Annotated in this window: 20 protein-coding genes and 1 pseudogene; 12 read left to right on the top strand and 9 right to left on the bottom strand. The window is 40.6% G+C overall.

The genetic code is table 11. From position 1 onward, the window contains the following. The first annotated feature begins 63 nt into the window (after positions 1-63). The 12 genes from DW830_RS07595 (at position 64) to DW830_RS07545 (ending at position 9025) form a co-directional block, all read left to right on the top strand. Positions 64-1944: a hypothetical protein gene (locus DW830_RS07595; RefSeq protein ID WP_147487235.1), complete on the top strand. Its 1881-nt coding sequence runs from the start codon at positions 64-66 to the stop codon at positions 1942-1944. 83 nt (positions 1945-2027) lie between these two features. After that, on the top strand, positions 2028-2171 hold the full coding sequence (locus DW830_RS16440) for a hypothetical protein (protein ID WP_233544425.1): 144 nt from the start codon (positions 2028-2030) through the stop codon (positions 2169-2171). 140 nt (positions 2172-2311) lie between these two features. After that, positions 2312-2683: a hypothetical protein gene (locus DW830_RS07590; protein ID WP_233544424.1), complete on the top strand. Its 372-nt coding sequence runs from the start codon at positions 2312-2314 to the stop codon at positions 2681-2683. Between the two features lie 248 nt (positions 2684-2931). Next, complete coding sequence (locus DW830_RS16435; protein WP_228113328.1) at positions 2932-3219, top strand: PH domain-containing protein; 288 nt, start codon at positions 2932-2934, stop codon at positions 3217-3219. Further along, entirely contained in the window at positions 3197-3940 is a 744-nt protein-coding gene (locus DW830_RS07580) for a hypothetical protein (RefSeq protein ID WP_118312245.1), read from the top strand. The genes DW830_RS16435 and DW830_RS07580 overlap by 23 nt, the downstream gene beginning before the upstream one ends. A gap of 19 nt (positions 3941-3959) precedes the next feature. Next, complete coding sequence (locus tag DW830_RS07575) at positions 3960-4673, top strand: hypothetical protein (RefSeq protein WP_147337090.1); 714 nt, start codon at positions 3960-3962, stop codon at positions 4671-4673. Between the two features lie 16 nt (positions 4674-4689). Beyond that, the gene (locus tag DW830_RS07570) at positions 4690-6897 is read left to right on the top strand and encodes a type IV secretory system conjugative DNA transfer family protein (RefSeq protein ID WP_119249459.1); all 2208 of its coding nucleotides are present in this window, start codon (positions 4690-4692) and stop codon (positions 6895-6897) included. Between the two features lie 7 nt (positions 6898-6904). Then, on the top strand, positions 6905-7447 hold the full coding sequence (locus DW830_RS07565) for a hypothetical protein (RefSeq protein ID WP_119249458.1): 543 nt from the start codon (positions 6905-6907) through the stop codon (positions 7445-7447). 160 nt (positions 7448-7607) lie between these two features. Beyond that, the gene (locus DW830_RS07560; protein WP_119249457.1) at positions 7608-8171 is read left to right on the top strand and encodes a Panacea domain-containing protein; all 564 of its coding nucleotides are present in this window, start codon (positions 7608-7610) and stop codon (positions 8169-8171) included. Beyond that, positions 8165-8374, top strand: coding sequence for a hypothetical protein (locus tag DW830_RS07555; protein ID WP_119249456.1), 210 nt, complete (start codon positions 8165-8167; stop codon positions 8372-8374). Before DW830_RS07560 ends, DW830_RS07555 begins: the two co-directional genes overlap by 7 nt. A gap of 22 nt (positions 8375-8396) precedes the next feature. After that, positions 8397-8660, top strand: a complete 264-nt coding sequence (locus DW830_RS07550; RefSeq protein WP_117586806.1) for a hypothetical protein — start codon at positions 8397-8399, stop codon at positions 8658-8660. Positions 8661-8749: 89 nt separating this feature from the next. Further along, the gene (locus tag DW830_RS07545) at positions 8750-9025 is read left to right on the top strand and encodes a hypothetical protein (protein ID WP_119249455.1); all 276 of its coding nucleotides are present in this window, start codon (positions 8750-8752) and stop codon (positions 9023-9025) included. Between the two features lie 101 nt (positions 9026-9126). On the opposite strand, the gene DW830_RS07540 is transcribed toward DW830_RS07545, so the two are convergent. The 9 genes and pseudogenes from DW830_RS07540 to DW830_RS07495 form a co-directional block, all read right to left on the bottom strand. Then, positions 9127-10410, bottom strand: coding sequence for a type II toxin-antitoxin system HipA family toxin (locus DW830_RS07540; protein WP_118313345.1), 1284 nt, complete (start codon positions 10408-10410; stop codon positions 9127-9129). Positions 10411-10412: 2 nt separating this feature from the next. Next, positions 10413-10730, bottom strand: a complete 318-nt coding sequence (locus tag DW830_RS07535; protein ID WP_117586804.1) for a helix-turn-helix domain-containing protein — start codon at positions 10728-10730, stop codon at positions 10413-10415. A gap of 92 nt (positions 10731-10822) precedes the next feature. Further along, positions 10823-11191 (bottom strand): hypothetical protein, encoded by a 369-nt coding sequence (locus DW830_RS07530; protein WP_117586797.1) that lies wholly within the window; start codon positions 11189-11191, stop codon positions 10823-10825. An 82-nt stretch (positions 11192-11273) separates the two neighbouring features. Beyond that, positions 11274-11485: pseudogene (locus DW830_RS16430) on the bottom strand (cell filamentation protein Fic); the annotation flags it as partial. Between the two features lie 569 nt (positions 11486-12054). Further along, entirely contained in the window at positions 12055-13656 is a 1602-nt protein-coding gene (gene mobV / locus DW830_RS07515) for a MobV family relaxase (protein WP_153083329.1), read from the bottom strand. Between the two features lie 264 nt (positions 13657-13920). Next, the gene (locus DW830_RS07510; RefSeq protein ID WP_119249451.1) at positions 13921-14337 is read right to left on the bottom strand and encodes a hypothetical protein; all 417 of its coding nucleotides are present in this window, start codon (positions 14335-14337) and stop codon (positions 13921-13923) included. 78 nt (positions 14338-14415) lie between these two features. Continuing rightward, positions 14416-15108 (bottom strand): hypothetical protein, encoded by a 693-nt coding sequence (locus DW830_RS07505; protein WP_117588023.1) that lies wholly within the window; start codon positions 15106-15108, stop codon positions 14416-14418. Positions 15109-15121: 13 nt separating this feature from the next. Continuing rightward, positions 15122-15601: a hypothetical protein gene (locus DW830_RS07500; RefSeq protein ID WP_118085903.1), complete on the bottom strand. Its 480-nt coding sequence runs from the start codon at positions 15599-15601 to the stop codon at positions 15122-15124. 10 nt (positions 15602-15611) lie between these two features. Then, positions 15612-16628: a hypothetical protein gene (locus tag DW830_RS07495; RefSeq protein ID WP_117588025.1), complete on the bottom strand. Its 1017-nt coding sequence runs from the start codon at positions 16626-16628 to the stop codon at positions 15612-15614. Between the last annotated feature and the right edge of the window lie 202 nt (positions 16629-16830).

Genomic DNA, 16830 nt, shown 5'->3' with positions numbered 1-16830 from the left:
CATCATTCCTTTTCCATAAGCAATTATGGAAGAGGAAAATTTCCTATATAAATATAATAAGGTATGAGAACCATAAGAACAAACACAAATCCACGAGCCACGGATGTAGCCCCACAGCTGCAAAGCGTATTGAATGCCAATGGTATGCAAGCCCATATTTCAATGACAGAGACAGGCACCTATCAGCTTGTCACCATGTCACACAACTCTTCGCAGCCAAGATATTACAATATCAACCAAAAGCAGTTGGAAGCCTTGATGAACGGAGGAACAACCGTATGGGACAAGAATGCCTACAACACTTTTGTTTCTATTGTGAAGAACGATTATTACATTCCAGGTTCCTTTGTAGCAGCAAGAAATGCCAATTCTCCTGTTAACATGGGATTGAATGGTCATCGACTCAACGTAGGAGAATACGGCTATATGGGCGACCCACGTTTTCGTCCATTTTCAGGGCCAGGTTTTGGCAGATTCGACAACTCAATCTTTGGAATGTTGTTTGGAAGAGACAGATATCACGTTCGCAGAATCAATGATCGACCTTTCTTTGCCAATAGTGCGCCAGTTGTCATAGACCGTCCAGATGGTAGATTAAAGCCTGGAGAATTGAAGACAGGAAGCTATGGCTTCTATGACAAAGGTAACCAGCAGCAGGATGCCCTTGCCAACATGAAGGTAGAAAGCAAGCCTAAGGAGTTGGTGCGTCCTAAAGGACAGGCAGAAAGATTATCAGATCTCTATAGTCCAGACTTAACGCTCACCCCAGAGACCTTTCAGCATCTGTTGGCATCCCATGGCGTTGTGATAGATGAAAAAAACAAGACCCTCACCATCAAGTCATCCTCTGTTAATGCAGACTTGCAATACAAGCTGACGGATGACGAGGTAAAAAAACTGATGACAGAGAAGTTTAAGAACACAGGTAAGAAGAATAGCACAAAGAACGCAGTAAGCATCGATGAGCGTCTTGCCATCCTGAACAATGTCATTAAAGCTGACTTTAGCGACAAAATAACTCGTGAACAGCTTAACACCAAGGACTATGTTTCCATTCATCTGACACCAGAGAAAGAAAAGGAAATCTTTGCAAAGGAAGTTGCATCCCAACACTATACGACAACAACGTCTGACATCATCGACCTACAGAACATGAGAGAGGACTACCATTCGGGATATATTGACAAATGGAACTCAATCGGGGTTGTGGATGGTAGAACACTCAACCCAAACGAAGGGTTCTATTTACCAGTGAAGGATGGCAGAAGAGTTACAGTTGGTGAAATCCAAGCCTATCCTACCCATGATGGAGTGAAACCATCTTTCAGAATGACAGCAGTCATCAATGGGCAGGTCATGAGCCATGAGATTAGCAAGGAAGACTACTTGAAGTTCATCAATTACGAAGACAAATACCGTCTTCAACTCTTTGACAAAGTGTTTGACGAGGTAAAGATAAAGAATGCATCCAACGGAGAGTTGCAAGATAACGTGAAATCAGGAAACCTCACCACAGCCAATGGAGTTGTTGCCTTAAATGGTGACTACAGCCTTGTCAGTGAAAAGTCCTCAGCAGTAATCACGAGTGCCACGGCGTGGAAAGATGAGATTTCTGGCAACTATCTGATGAACGTAAGAACCAACAAGGATGTTGGCATGTGGTCTTTCAAGATTACTGAAGCTCAGTACAACAACTTCAAATATTCCACAGACGAGGAACGTGCGAAGTTGCTTACCAACATGATTCCACTTACAGACGAGAACAAGGAAAAGATGAAGGTGGTGGCAAGCAATACCCTCTATCAGGGTGGTTACACTAGAGGTCAAAATGCCAATATTCCTCCTTCACTTGCAAAAGTGTTGAAAGACTTAAAGGCAGCAGGACTTGGCTATGAAATCATCACTCTTCGAACACATCAGAACAAGAGCGTTTCGATGCCATAAAGAAAGGTCTTCAAAAGCTTCAAGACTATGGACAGGCAAAGGGAAAGGATGTAAAGATGCCGTCTGACAGCGAGATATGGCAAATGCTCAAAGAGAATCCCGATCCTCGCAAACTACCTTCCGTAGAAACCAGAACCAAGGAAACTGTTCTCTATGGAAAGGAAGTAATCAACCTCAACGACCTTCGAGAACAAACGAAAATCAACCTTCTTGGCGATGCAGTATAAACGGTGAATCACTCAATAACATCAAGGCGAGCAAAGAATGGAAGCGAAGCGGAGAGCATGGCAGGGCTACAGAAGTCGGAGATATTGCAGTAGAGAGAATCAAAGATGCCAATGGCAATGCCGTTGAAGGGAAATACAAGATGACTGCAGTAATAGATGGGAATGTCTTTTCCCATGAGATTACCCAAAAGCAGTATGACAAGTTCCTTGCCATCAACGACTATCAAAGAATGAAGCTCTTCGACAAGATTTTTCCAGAGGTAGAGATGAAGACCAAGCCTGAGAGCCGCTTCAATCTTGGCGCAGCCATCCTTGCAGCAGTCACTGTTGGAGCGGATGTAGTGGCAGGTTTGTCCGCACCACCTCGTCCTCGCCCAGAGATATACGAGTCAGCACCAGTTTTCCATAAACCAGGTGTCGTATCTCCACAAGCAGTGTCTGCGGCCGTATATGAAAGCTTGGCAGAGCAACCAGGTAGAGGTCAGAACGAAGGTATGGGGATGGGAAGATAACGCTTCCCATCCCTTTAATAAAATATAAATATACAAGAGATATGAACAAAACCATATTTATGTTTCGCACGGTTACATTGCGTCCTCATTGGTTTCAATACATAATCAATGAGACAGGTTCTTTGTGCCTCCTTGTTGCTAGTATATGGATATACAAGTTTTGTAGTTTCGCCTATCATGAGTGGGCTATCTATGCTTGCATCCTGCTATTGTTCCACCTTCTTTTCAAGTTAGTTTATCTTGCAAGAATGGAATATATCATCACAGGAGAACAAATCATTATCCTTCATGGGGTGTTCTCCCACTCCACTGATTACGTGGAGCTATACAGAGTTGTTGACTACCAGCAAAGTAGAAGCTTGCCCCAACAACTTTTCGGTTTGAAAACCGTCACCATATACTCAGGTGACCGCAATAATGCCAAACTTGACATGATAGGCATCAAGGCTAGCAATGACATTGTTTCGGAGATAAGATGTAGAGTTGAGTTTAACAAGAAAAACAAAGGAATATATGAAATCACAAATCGTTCGTAAAATTTTGTTCCTCATTTTGCTGGTCATTTTGTACAACGTACAAGTGTTCGGACAAGGAGCGTCCTCCTCCAATCCAATTGAATATACAGCCATAGGAGAAGGAGAGGCATTGTTAAGCAAACAAATAAAGCAACAACAACACTGTCTTGATACATTGTTTGTTCTCCAGGGAGGCATAGTTTACTCACAAACGAAGATGAAGAATTGGGAGCAAAAGTATAATTCTTATTTAAAGACAGCACAAGGATTTGCTTCTTCCATCAAGGCTGCAACAACCTTATATGCAGAAGGGATGCAAACCCTCTCCGCCTTATGGGAGATAAAAACAGCTTGCAAGCTCAATCCACAAGGAATAGCTTCATCGATTTCCATGAACAACCTATATGCTGAAACAGCCGTGGAATTGGTGAAAACCTATAGGTTGCTAAAGAAAGTAGTGGCAGGAGAAGGCGAAGGCCATATGCTCAATGGAGCAGAAAGAACAAAAATATTATGGCAACTGAATAGCGAGATTGAACAGCTCAACAAGAAGTTCCGAGCCTTGGCACTAAGCATCAGCCTCTATTCCTTCGAGGATGTTTGGAATCGTGCCATTGCAGGAAAGATACAAAAAAGCAATAAGACACTTGCCGAGGAAGCCAGAAAAAGGCAGTCTCGCGCCATGAAAATAGTAGCCAAGTTCTATAAAGAACGACAAAACAGCAAACCTTGGGGATGGTAAAACAAAAAAAAGCATCATTATGAAGAAAAGTAATATTCTAATATTAGCAGTCACTGCATTTTTTATGTTCCCCGATCCTGCCCATTCACAAAATGGTCCGGATCCAGTGAGAGCAGGAATGTTCAAGCTGTATGCCAAGACTGCAACCAAAGCCTTAGTTGCACAAGATGCTGTTTTGACTTTGAACGCTGGCGAACATATCATGTCCAAGGAAGAGGTGGACAAAATTAATAATTTTCAAAATCAGTTCAACAAATACTTGACAAGCTTCGATGACATTCTCACTATAGCAGCAGAGATTTACGCCATCTATTTTGAGGTTGACCACGCTGTAAAGAACATCAAGGAATTGAAATCCTTTACGTTCTCTTGTCCAGCTAACACCCTTGCCGTTGCCTTGTCAAAATCAAGAAGCCATATCTACAGCGACATCATAGACAACGGCATCCAGATAGCTGCAGATGTAGAAAAGCTTCTTCCTATCAGCAAGGACGAGGACAAGAACAGCAAGATGACAGAAAAAGAAAGAATTGACTGCATTAGCAGAGTCAGAAAAAGCCTTCAGAGCATGAATTATAAGATAAGAAAACTGAATCGCCTCTTGCGCTATACAACCCTTATGGATTCATGGTATGAACTGAGAGGAAAATATTATAAACCAAAGAGCATGTACACCATCAGCACAGAATGCCAAAAGAGATGGGCAAGAAAGGCTCGTGGTGTAATGAATTAGAAATAAGAACAAAACAATGGAAGAATCGAAAGAACTTCAAGGTCTCTACACCCTATTTCGAGTAGCCATCTACGTATCGTTGGTGTTAGAGTTTTTTATGTATGCCCTCGATCCATCCGCTTTGGATTTCTTGGGAGGTCTCATTACAGACATTCATTCTCGTCTTCACAGAATGTCTGTATATCAGTATTTGCCTTTCAGTAAACTGGTGACCGTAATGTTGGTCATCATCACCTGTATAGGAACAAAGAACAAGAAGCAGTTGGAGTTTGATGCCAGAAAGATGGTCTTTTGGCCAATATCCATAGGATTGTTACTTGTTACTCTATCTGTATTCTTATATAACTGGGATTGGCATAGTAGAATTTGGATTCTCAAAACAAACATTTGGTTCTACATGGCAGCATCCATCATAGGAACAGTGCTCATCCATGTTGCACTTGACAATGTTTCCAAATACTTCAGGGATGGTATGTTGAAAGACCGCTTCAACTTCGAGAACGAGAGTTTCGAGCAAGCAGAAGAATTGGTGGAGAACAAGTATTCCGTAAACATACCTATGCGCTACTACTACCGAGGCAAGTTTCGCCATGGATGGATAAACATCATCAATCCCTTCAGAGGAACATGGGTAGTAGGTACACCAGGTAGTGGTAAGACATTCTCTGTGATAGAACCATATATAAGACAACACTCCAAGAAAGGCTTTGCCATGGTAGTATATGACTACAAGTTCCCTACCCTAGCAACCAAGCTCTATTACCATTACAGGAAGAACCAAGCTGCCGGAAACACTCCTGCGAACTGTAAGTTCAACATTATTAACTTCGTCAATGTAGAGTATTCCAGAAGAGTAAATCCTATTCAGCAAAAGTACATCAGCAACTTGGCTGCTGCAATGGAAACAGCCGAGACTTTGGTAGAATCCTTGCAAAAAGGACAAAAGGGAGGCGGCGGTAGTGATGACTTCTTCCAGAAGTCTGCAACCAACTTCCTCGCCGCTTGCATTTACTTCTTTGTGAACTACAACAAAGTGCCTTATGATAAAGATGGAAATATCCTTGATGCCCAATACGAGCAAGTTGAAGGAACATTCCACCAACGACTCACAGGTAGGGTCTATGCAAAAGGATGTCTGGGACAAGCAGACAAACTTGTGGAGCCAGCCTATTGGAAAGGGCAATACTCCGACATGCCTCATGTCCTATCCTTCCTCAACCACGACTACAAGGAAATCTTTGAGGTGTTGAATACAGATACAGAGGTGGCACCACTTCTTGGTCCGTTCCAAACAGCCTTTGAGAACAAGGCCATGGAACAGTTGGAAGGTATGATTGGTACACTTCGAGTTCAAATCTCTCGATTGGCCACAAAAGAAAGCTATTGGGTATTCAGCGGCGATGATTTTGATCTAAAAGTATCAGACCCTAAGAGTCCAAGCTACCTTCTCATAGCCAATGACCCAGAAATGGAATCCATCGTGGGAGCATTGAACGCATTGATTCTGAACCGTCTTGTAACACGAGTGAACAGTGGACAGGGCAAGAATGTTCCTGTTAGTATCATCGTAGATGAGCTGCCAACCTTATATTTCCATAAGATAGACCGTCTGATAGGAACTGCCCGAAGCAACAAGGTAGCAGTGACATTAGGTTTCCAGGAACTTCCACAGCTTGAAGCTGACTATAGTAAGGTAGGAAAAGATAAGATTATCACTACCGTTGGTAATGTAATCAGTGGTTCTGCGAGAAGTAAAGATACCTTAGACTGGCTGTCCGGAGATATTTTCGGAAAGGTGGTACAGTTGAAGAAAGGTATCACCATTGACCGAGACAGGACATCCATCAATCTCAATGAGAATATGGATAGCCTGGTTCCTGCCTCCAAAATTTCAGATATGGCATCTGGATGGATTTGCGGTCAGACAGCTAGAGACTTCACTGTTACAAAGACAGGTAGAAAGGGGGCCATGGATATCCAGAAAGCTGAGGAGTTCAAGACTTCCAAGTTCTTCTGCAAGACCAACTTCGACATGGACGAGATAAAGAAAGAGGAAGCCGACTACGCTAACTATCCTCTTCCAAAGTTCTATGTCTTTGAATCTCCTGATGCCAAGGAGCGAATGCTCTCACAAAACTTCAGTAGAATCAATCAAGAAGTTGACGATATGATAAAGCATATTCAAACAGAATGCAAAAAAGAAAGTAAAACAACCAAAAAATAGAGAAAATATGAAGAAGATTTTATTAAGTTCATTGTTCTTTTTGATTGCATTTGTAGCAAATGCACAAGGAATCTATACAAAGGTCAAAAAGTATGATAAGTTTGACGATGTGGTATGGGAGAAAGATGTAAAGACTATCATTGATAAAGGGTTGTCGAAAATAACAATTGAGACAAAGGGTAAAAAACCTGTAGAATATACTTATTATGAAGGATCTTGGTTTTCCCTTCATAATGGCAGACAAGATAGTCTTTCTAATATTGTGTCAGATATATATGGATATGAAGATCAGTATTATATTTTTCCAAAAGATACAGTGGATAAAGCTACAAATGATTTGCTGGAACTTTACAAGGATTTACCAGATTCTATAGTAACAGGAGAATTTATTCAGGCTATGGTGAAAGGGAGGATGATTCCAAAAATCTTTGATGCGCCTACTATTGTTTTTAGAACAATATCAAAATATAAACATGTTTTTGAGTATGAAACAGATTTAGTTTGGATTCGTTTCAGAGATGGTTCTCGTATTATATATTCAAAGAGATAAATATAGCAGAAATACTATTTTTCTTTCGTTTAGACGATTTCAACGCTCCTGGTTCGAGAGAATCAGGAGTTTTTTGTTTGTAAGCCATAAAAACTCATAAAAGTTTGGAGATTAGAAATATTTGTCGTACTTTTGCAGCGGAATATAACGTTATAACAATATGAAATCACAGGAGCAGATAAACAAGATAGAAGCGGTTGTGTTGTATATATTGCAGCACTTCAAGGAAGGTTTGGACTATATCAAGCTGTTTAAAATCATGTATTTTGCACAACGTGAGTATTTGGCGACCTACGGTTTGACGATTGCCGAGGACACTTTTAAGGCACGTCAGTTAGGTCCTGTTCCGTCGCTCACCTACAAGGTGGTGAAGATGGCGGAGAACGGTGACGAATCGACAGACCTCAAAGGCTTCACTTCTTCTATTCGAGTGGACGAGAACCAAAATGTTTATGCCACGGCGGCACCAAATATGGACTATATAGCCGATATGGAAAAAGAGGAATTGGACAAGACGATATCCAAGTACGGCAACGTTGACTCAAAACGACTTTCGGAGATGTCGCACGACAATGCCTACAAAGCAGTGTGCGAGCGAATGAAAGACGATCCACAGAAAGATGTGCTTACGCTTATTGACATAGCACGTGCCGGCGGTGCGACGGATGCGATGGTAAACCACATTCGCCAAGTGCAGATTATTAAGGAATCGATGGAATGTTGATAGATGATGTCAAAGGGGCATTGGCGGCACTTAAAACCGAGATGCAGGAAGACAGGCGAATAAAGTCGGGTGCTGACCTCAACGTGGGCGATATTGTCTATCAGAACATGGACAGAAGCGATGGTTTGGTACTTAACAAAGGTTACGATGACAGACTGAAATACTTTGTAATCGTTGGCAAAAACTCTAAGGCGATGCCATAGGCTTTGCCTAATAAACTCCGACTTGGATTTTTACCGTAACGTTCCAGCCATGCAACGCTTTCAGTACATTTTAAAAGCCGAAGACTACAAAGGCGTGTTGACAAAAGACAGCCGCTTGGATTGTGCACAGTTGTTTCCAATGAAGGCGAAAAAGAGCGTGGCGGTGAGAGCCGAGCGTGTTGGACATCTCACGGCAGAGGACGAAGCAAAGGTTTTGCCGCTTGTTGCGTCATGCGGATTTATTGACGCACACATGAGAAAGGTTTACAGAATAGGACAAAAATAAATAACGAACTAAAATACATTTAGATATGGACACAAACTATAACTTTATTCTTTTATCATCGCAGAAGATAATTTTAATCGAAAGAGACGATGGAAGAAAGAAACAAGTTATGGAGAAGAAAGCAACAGTATCGTTTGCTTAAGTCGAGAATCGTTAAGCGTGCCGATGGCTTCCGCAGTTTTATGTTGGACGATGGCACATATGTGCAACATCCACATTGGACACAGTTAATAAAGAGCCACTGGGCGCAAGTGTACAAGACCACTGGCACACCGTGCAGCTGCCCATTGTGCCAGGGCGAGAGCTATTCACGCCTCGCCTACGAGCACGAAACCAAACGAATTATCGAAGAATCGGAAATGTAAAAAAAGCATTTTGGTGAGAAATCACAAAGATTAAGCCGTGTTAGGGTAGCACCTCAATACGGCTTTTTGTGTGTCATGGACTTATGACACACTCACTTATTCTATCTATGTAGTGTAGAACCACATTTCCATTCCATCCCTTCTTCTATACGTTCTTGAAAAACTTTCAGATCACTTCTTGACAAACCGCATCTCAAAGCCATGCTCTCCCAATATTTCATATTGCGAGTAACATCCTTAATAATTCCTCTAGCAGTTGTCTCATCCAACATATAGCTTTCATGGGCATCATAAAGTACATCCAAGCTAGATTCATTGGTATAACCATCGATTAGCAAGGAATGGTAATATTTGTTGGTAGGGTTCATATCATAAGCTGGTGACAGGTGCCATCCATCCTTTTTCAAAAGGAAAGCATGATTTCTGAAATGGTCATCAGTATTGCCTATGCAAATATTGAACGCCACACGGCGATACAGTTCCTCCAATTCTTTTTCCATATCAACACTTCCATTGGCCACAATAAAATCCACAATATCAAGATACCCCTTTCCTGTACTTTCCCCATCACCATCGTTCAATCCCAACAATGTAAGAGAAGATGCCATGTGTATTCTCTTTCCATTCTCTGTTCTGTCAAACCTTTTAGACAAAAGGACATCACGACTATCCTTGCTTGAAACCACTCTGCACTCCGCAGCGTTTATACCACAATCCTTAGCCATAGAATGAGCAAAATATTCCCAACGTGAAATGTTTATCTCATCCCCTACAGAAGGAAATTTCGCAACATATAAATCTTCACCTTCCTTCACACAAGCCTTAGGTCTAGCTCCTCCCATAGAAGAACCTGGTTGGAATATTCGCTGAATCCATCTTGATTCAGGTTCCATTCTGTTCAACTCACTCTTCTCTATCTGACCTGCAGCCTCCAACAGTTCATCCAAGAACAAAATTGGTGGAATTGAATATGACTTATTATAACTTATGTAAGCATCTGTAGCTATGTCCTTGAAACGAAAAGCACCCATTCTTAAGGAATCCTCCACTCCTTTCAAGTAGTCCCAATCAGAAATATTTACCCTGCGTTCTCCAGAGTCTTTCATTTCCTGGTGGATTCTCAAATCAATAAGTCTTCGTCCCCATCTGTCAGGCAGTGCATCAGAGAATGTTCCAAATATTCTGTTTCTTGTAGGATTATATTGAACCCCAGGAAAAGATTGCAGCTCCTTTCCTAGATTTAAAGAAGGATGTCTTTTCAACCAGTCCTTATCATACTCAAAGGTATATACATCTGTCCCCCTCTGAGATTCATGCCCAAGAAGTCCTATAGTTTCCTCATTTTCAAGCCAATCAAAGTCGGCAACAACCTTAATTTTTTCCATTGTCATTTTCCTGTTACACGTTTTTTATTCTTTAGATCAATATCTTGTATGACCTTTCCCATCTCATCGTTCTTAGCAATGAGCAACAACTCATCAGGCATCTGCAGTGCATTCAAAACACGTGCCAATACCCCTACTGAAACTTCAGGTGAGCCACTTTCCAATCTTGCCAAAGTTTGGCGACTACATTGTGCTCTTGCTGCTACAATTTCCATGGTCAAGTTTCTCCTCATTCTCGCCATTTTAAGTTGCTCACCCATTACACAAAGATTCTCCGCCAGTTGTCTGGTCATCCAATTTGCTTTTGTAAACTTTGTCATGCTTATAATGTTATATATACGCAACAAAGATACAAAATAAAGTTATATGAATATAACATTCCGCTCATTCTATAACTTTTTTTAATTTAAGTTTATCTGATATAACAAAAATTCTGAGGCACGACATTAATTCCATAGTCTTGGAGAGTTTTGGGCTTCAAGAACACATTGACATTCCCGACAACATAAGCACAAGCCTTGTCTCTCCCTTCGAAATATGAAAAGAAGTCACTTTCCGATATACCAGCATACCCCTTTGTTCTTTCCCATATATTTCTTGGAGTATCACATAACCTATCCGCTATCTCAAACTCACCAACAACAAGTCCCTTTCCCCTTGATTCGTAGATAACAATAGTATCTACTTCCAAAGAGCAAAAGGACTTTCTATATTCATACGCCTTGGAGCCATCAAAGATTTTCTTGACATACTCCTTTTTTATAGGAAACAATGCTTTCATTTTATCTATGCATATGTTGTGAAACAGTCTCTTCCATAGAATCATCCCCTAGAGACAAATTATAGTTTTTGATTTCCTCTTTGAGATTCATATTAAGTTCTTCCATGCTCTTTCCCCTGGCTGCCAAGCCCTCTTCAACAACACTTGGTTCTCCACCTCTGTCATAGTAGATCCTTCTATGGCGGTGGAATGAGTTACGATGGAATATAAATAGAACTTGTCATAATCTATGAGATTAGACATGCCCAGTTCTTTATATTCCTGTATTGTATTAAAAAACATATTTTTATCCATACTATCTTCTTTTTGATGCACCGCAAAGGTACAACATTTTTTATAAACTAGAGAAAGAAAGACTTACTATTTGCAGTTTCTACCCCTCAATTTTCTTGAAGATTACATTCTTGTGGTCTGAACGCTCACAAGATGCACATCTTAAAGTTTCCAAGATTTTACCCTCAAAGAAACAGCCGGTACAGGTTGGCTTCTTTGTCTCAACCGCCACCAAGGTCATACCTTGGAACTTGAACTTTTCGCCTACTTATGTTCCTTCATTGTTACATTATTCTAACTATATAATTTGACACCATGCAATCTTTTTAATTTGGATGTAAAATATCTCATATTTCCATCACGCCATCTTATCCGTTAATGTATATAAGTTTTACTTTCCTATTCTACTTTATTACAATACTTTATATAAAACAATAAAGATATAAGCATATAAACAAACAAATCTATAATTATTGCATTATATGCATATAGTATTATAGAAGAATATAAGGTAATAACAAAATAAAGAAAGATTCCTATAACCATACCTTTATATAAGTATATCTCTATATTCTTCCATAAGAACCGCATCAACGTTTTCGCTGCTGCTTGTTTCCAGACCTCATCATGTGCATAGCCATTCCAAAGCATCTGCGACGGAAAGCGAGGTCATCCTCGTCATCCTTTTTACCCCAACCACTGCCAGGACTTCCGCCTCCACCATGACTAGCAGCAATGGTCGTTGCACTATCAAGGTACCCCATGAAGAGAGCAGTAGCGACAGAGCAAACAGCAGATGTATTCTCGGCAATTTGTTCCATAAAGGAACCATCCCATATTTTGCCAACAGTACTGTCCAAGAACTCACGCTGTTCATCAGGTAATTGAGCCTTGAACTCATTATACTTTTCCAATCTATTTTGAGTATCGATGGCACCTAGGTGGTAACCCAGAGCTTGCATCTCACGCATCACCTGTTTGTTGAGAGCAGGAGTTTCCTTGTCTATTTTTGCCTTCACTTCATTATATTTCTTTTCAGCTTCCGTCGCTTTCTCTTCTGCCATAGCAGCCTTCGCCTCAAAGTTATTCTTCTTTTCTTCGATAATGTCTAGTTGACGTTGGGCGATTTTCAACTTTTCTATTTTGTCAGCAATTTTTTCTTTTGTCTTTTCAATATCAGCATTGATTTGCGCAAGTTTACGGTCTGCTTCTTCTTTGGTAATCTTACCGCTTTCCAAGTCACGCTCCAACTTTTTCACCTCACCTTCCAAATCCATCTTATGGGTTTGAAGATTCTTAATCATAGTCTGCAAAGCCTTCAAACGAGCAGCCGCATGTTTGATTTCCCGACTCTGAGAATCCATGATGTTGTTCTGAGTATCGATAGTCTTTTTATTGCCCTCGATGGTCTTGTTGTTTTCCTCCACCTCAGCTTCTTTTTGCTGCGCTTCCTTCCAAAGTCGCTCACGGTACTCTTCGGTCGTACGATGTTCGGCACCAGTTTCTTTGATGCTGTCACCACGTTCCAATCCATACTTTATACCAACCTCGTTGGCAAACTCTGTATGAAGATTAGTCATATGTCTAGACAAAGCTTCCTTGTCATCATGACCATCTAGGAATACGCCCAAGAAAGAAAACTTTTCCTTTGGAGTAATAGGCAAAACTGTACAATGAATATGTGGGTTAGCCTCGTCAAGATGCACAACAAAAGCTGCTATGTTTTTTTCACCATATTTTTTACACATAAACCGATAAGCATCTTTCGCCCAATTCTCAATCTCAGGCATACGTTTCAACTGGGTATTGTCAGCTCCTTGCTCCCAATTTACATTTTGGTTTCCAAACGCCAAGTTGCGCATGACCTCTCGGTTTCCTCCCAGAATAAAATTAGCAACAGTCTTAAAGTAAGGCCTTTTGCCTTGATTTATCAAAGACAAGTTTGGGTCTTTTATTCCACGAGCCTCCAAGTTCTCTGCAATCCTCTGGGGTATTGATTTCATCTTGTTGACTTTCATAACAACCCCACCTTTCCCAATCTCAAAGTTAAGGTGTTCACGAGAAGGGTCATAATTCCACTGAGCCTTTTTAGCTCTATCCTTATCAGAGAAAACTCTGAGGTGTTCATTACTTTGGGAAGTGGTAAAGCCCTTTCCCGGTCTCATGTCTATTACATTTTTTGCTCCTGCCATATGTTATTTGCTTTAAAGAAGGGTTCTTAGGGAAGAAGTCCCTGAGCCTAATAATCCCCACGGCTTGCCGCACGAATGTCAAAATGAATTACTTTTCATTTTTGGGGGTTACAGTGAGTTTTGCAGAAACTCCGTATTAGGCTACTAGAGCAGAGAAAAAAATCCGCCCATGCGCAAGCGCATTTGTAAAGAATCCTTTCTATGTGAATATTTTTATTTTTCTGTCAAAGAGTTTTCCTCCGTTTCATCGGAAGAGAGATGTGGCTAGGTTGGTCGAGACTGTAGGGAGTCTCCGCTTTCTCTGCTATCAGATGTTTTGCCACCCCTTAGAGAAGAAAGAATATTCGGATTAATCGAAACGTTCTTTCCTTCCTTCGAGTCCTCCACTTCAAAAGCATTCATTGCTTTGAGATTATTGACATAAGCTATAACCGTTGGGCGTGTCCAATTCCAACGCCTTGACAGTTTTGCTATATTAAGTGCAGCGTCCTGCTCATTCTGAAGAGAATCCAGATAATGCTCCACCAAATCCACAAAGGCTTGAATCTTTGAAAGACGCTGTGGGTTGTTGTAAGCCCTGTCATTGGCCAGATAGATGAAGACATTAATCGGAAGAACTATCTCATCAGACAATTCCCATATCTTGCTATCTATACCTTGTACTTTTTTATTGTCACTCATAACTATTTTTTACATCATATTTTATATGGAAAATCTGTGAAGTGCAATACCTTCACAATCTTTTCCATTGTTAGAAAACTAAGCAGCTTTTCTCTCTGCGTTTTTCCAAAACAATTCTTCCTTTTTTGAATACTCTATTCCTTTTCTTCCTCCTGGCACTCCCTCGCCTGTTTTATCTGGATAAACGGCAGCAGCCATCAATATGATGAACACAGTTTCCGCTGCGCACAAGTATTGTCCACAATGGCCAGCCATGACAAAAATGACAGTTTGTGCTACTAGAGAAAATGCCATATTGTTGCCATGCAGAAAGGATAGAACCTTATCCGAAATCCGATAATAGAACATCAGACTAACTACCATCAAGCACCCCACAGAAAGGAAAATTGGTGTTTGGAATGGATAGAAATAATCAGCTATCTCTTCCCCACTATCAAACATATTGTCTAGCAACGACAGGTCAGCTACATTTACAATCTGACCTGTCATCGTTACTCTTCCCTGAGCTAATTCATTACTAAGAAGATTGGCAGCGTTCGCTGCTTCAAAATCCACGTACTGAACAAACAGGAGGACTATCAAGAAAACACGTGTAAAGAACTTTCTTACATTGTCACTATGTTTCATCCTTTCATAAATAGCAGAAAGCACGGAGTATAAGTTCCCCCACTTGGTAGAGGACGCTTGTCTCGGCTTCACCCAGAGATGAAAAGCAAAAGGAATGGCCGTGAGCACAAAAGCCAATATCACCTTCAATGTTATTGCAAACATACCTCAGCACTTTTTAATAGAAACTGTTTATGACATCCGAGTACTTTTTCTTTTCAAGGATAAACATATCAAACTTCGGCATGTTGGTAAATTCCTTACAAACCTGCTTGTACATGATCTCCAAGCTATCATAGAAGTTGACCGTCATGTTTTCTATGACACCATGTTGTTGTGAAGCCAGATGAATGACATACATTTTGTTTTCCACAGGAACGGAATAAGCCACAGCCTTATATGTCTGCCCTTTATTATCTCGGACGGCATACAGAACATGGATGCCCAACACATTAGCCAGCTCATCCACCAAATGTTCCATCATCACTTGCTTGTTCAATAGTACAAACACTTCTGCATAGCCACGGTGCAATACTGTTTTCACACCAAGGGAATTGAAGTATTCAGGTGATTTTTCTCTAATTTCCGAGAGGAAATCAGAGATTGAATCTTTCAAAATCTCATTCTCGATGAGAGTATAGTCTATAAGTTCGTTCATGTTTTTATTATTATAAAGATGTTGACAAATACGATTTCAAGAAATATTCGGAAAGGACTTTTGTAAATTTATCTTCTTCCTCCTTAGTCTGCTTTTCCAACTCCAATTTGTTCAGCAACATAGGAAGTTCATTTGACATGTCAAGAAGTTCCTCCTTTTGCTTACTTGTTAGCGCAGCAGTAGAATAGTCATCAATAGCCATGAACGGCTGAATGAGCATCCATCTGTAGTTAGCCCTCTGGAGATGACTAAGCTTCTTTCCATTCTCCACATCTTGCTTGCAAGCCAAGGCATTTTGAACGATGCGGCGATTGAAACGCATGGTAAGATAAAGCATTGTACGATCATTGACATCATCAACTTTTCTGCCGACTGAAGAATATAATCCATCGAAGATGCTAGCAGTAGCATCAGTAAGCTGCTGCAGTTGCTCATTAGAAACCTGACTCAAAAACTTCATCAAAGAACGAAAGCATCTATCTTCTTCAGAGATGAATCCAAGAAGTTCACTTTCATGCTTGAAAGGCTTGGCATTATGCAGCAAAGCCGAATACACAATAAGTGTCTTTGTCAAGTTTGGATAAGTATCTTGCTTATCGAGCTTGTCATAGAAATCCAATGCCTCCTTATACACATCGGACTTTTCTATCTTCTTTCTTGCCGTTGCCGTATTCAATTTAAGATACATGACATCACGAAGAGAACGAGGATTGGCAAACGCCAGTCTTTTGAGTTCTCCACGTATAGAATCCGACACAACAAAGTAAGCCATGGCAACAGGGCTTCTTAGATTGATGGTAGTGTCACGAGAGAATACACTATAAGCCGAATCTTGTATTTCCAGCCATGCAGAGGTAGCTTTTGCTAGATTCTCCACAGATACATCATCCATTTCCTTCAACTCTGCTAGCTCCTTCTTGCAACCTTCCACAGCATCTACGGAAGTCTTGAAAGAAGGATGTTCCTCGCACCCCACCAGGACAGAGGAACAAAGCAACGCTAATAATAATACCTTTTTAAATTTCATAAATCATTGTTTTAATTGAAAATTTCATCGCAAAAGTATATAAATTAGATAGAAACGGCTGCATAATCACGATATACCTTTTTATTTAACATATTCTTTTTCTATCCACCTATAGACTATAGGAACAAAAAGAAAACAATAATATTCCAAATAACAACTATATGGCATATTCATCCCCACAAAAAGACACAGATACGCTATC

The organism is Prevotella sp. AM34-19LB, from assembly GCF_003468525.1.
In the GTDB taxonomy this organism is placed as follows: Bacteria; Bacteroidota; Bacteroidia; order Bacteroidales; family Bacteroidaceae; genus Prevotella.
The sequence above is the reverse complement of the archived record's forward strand: the minus strand, read 5'-3'. Positions and strand labels throughout refer to the sequence as shown.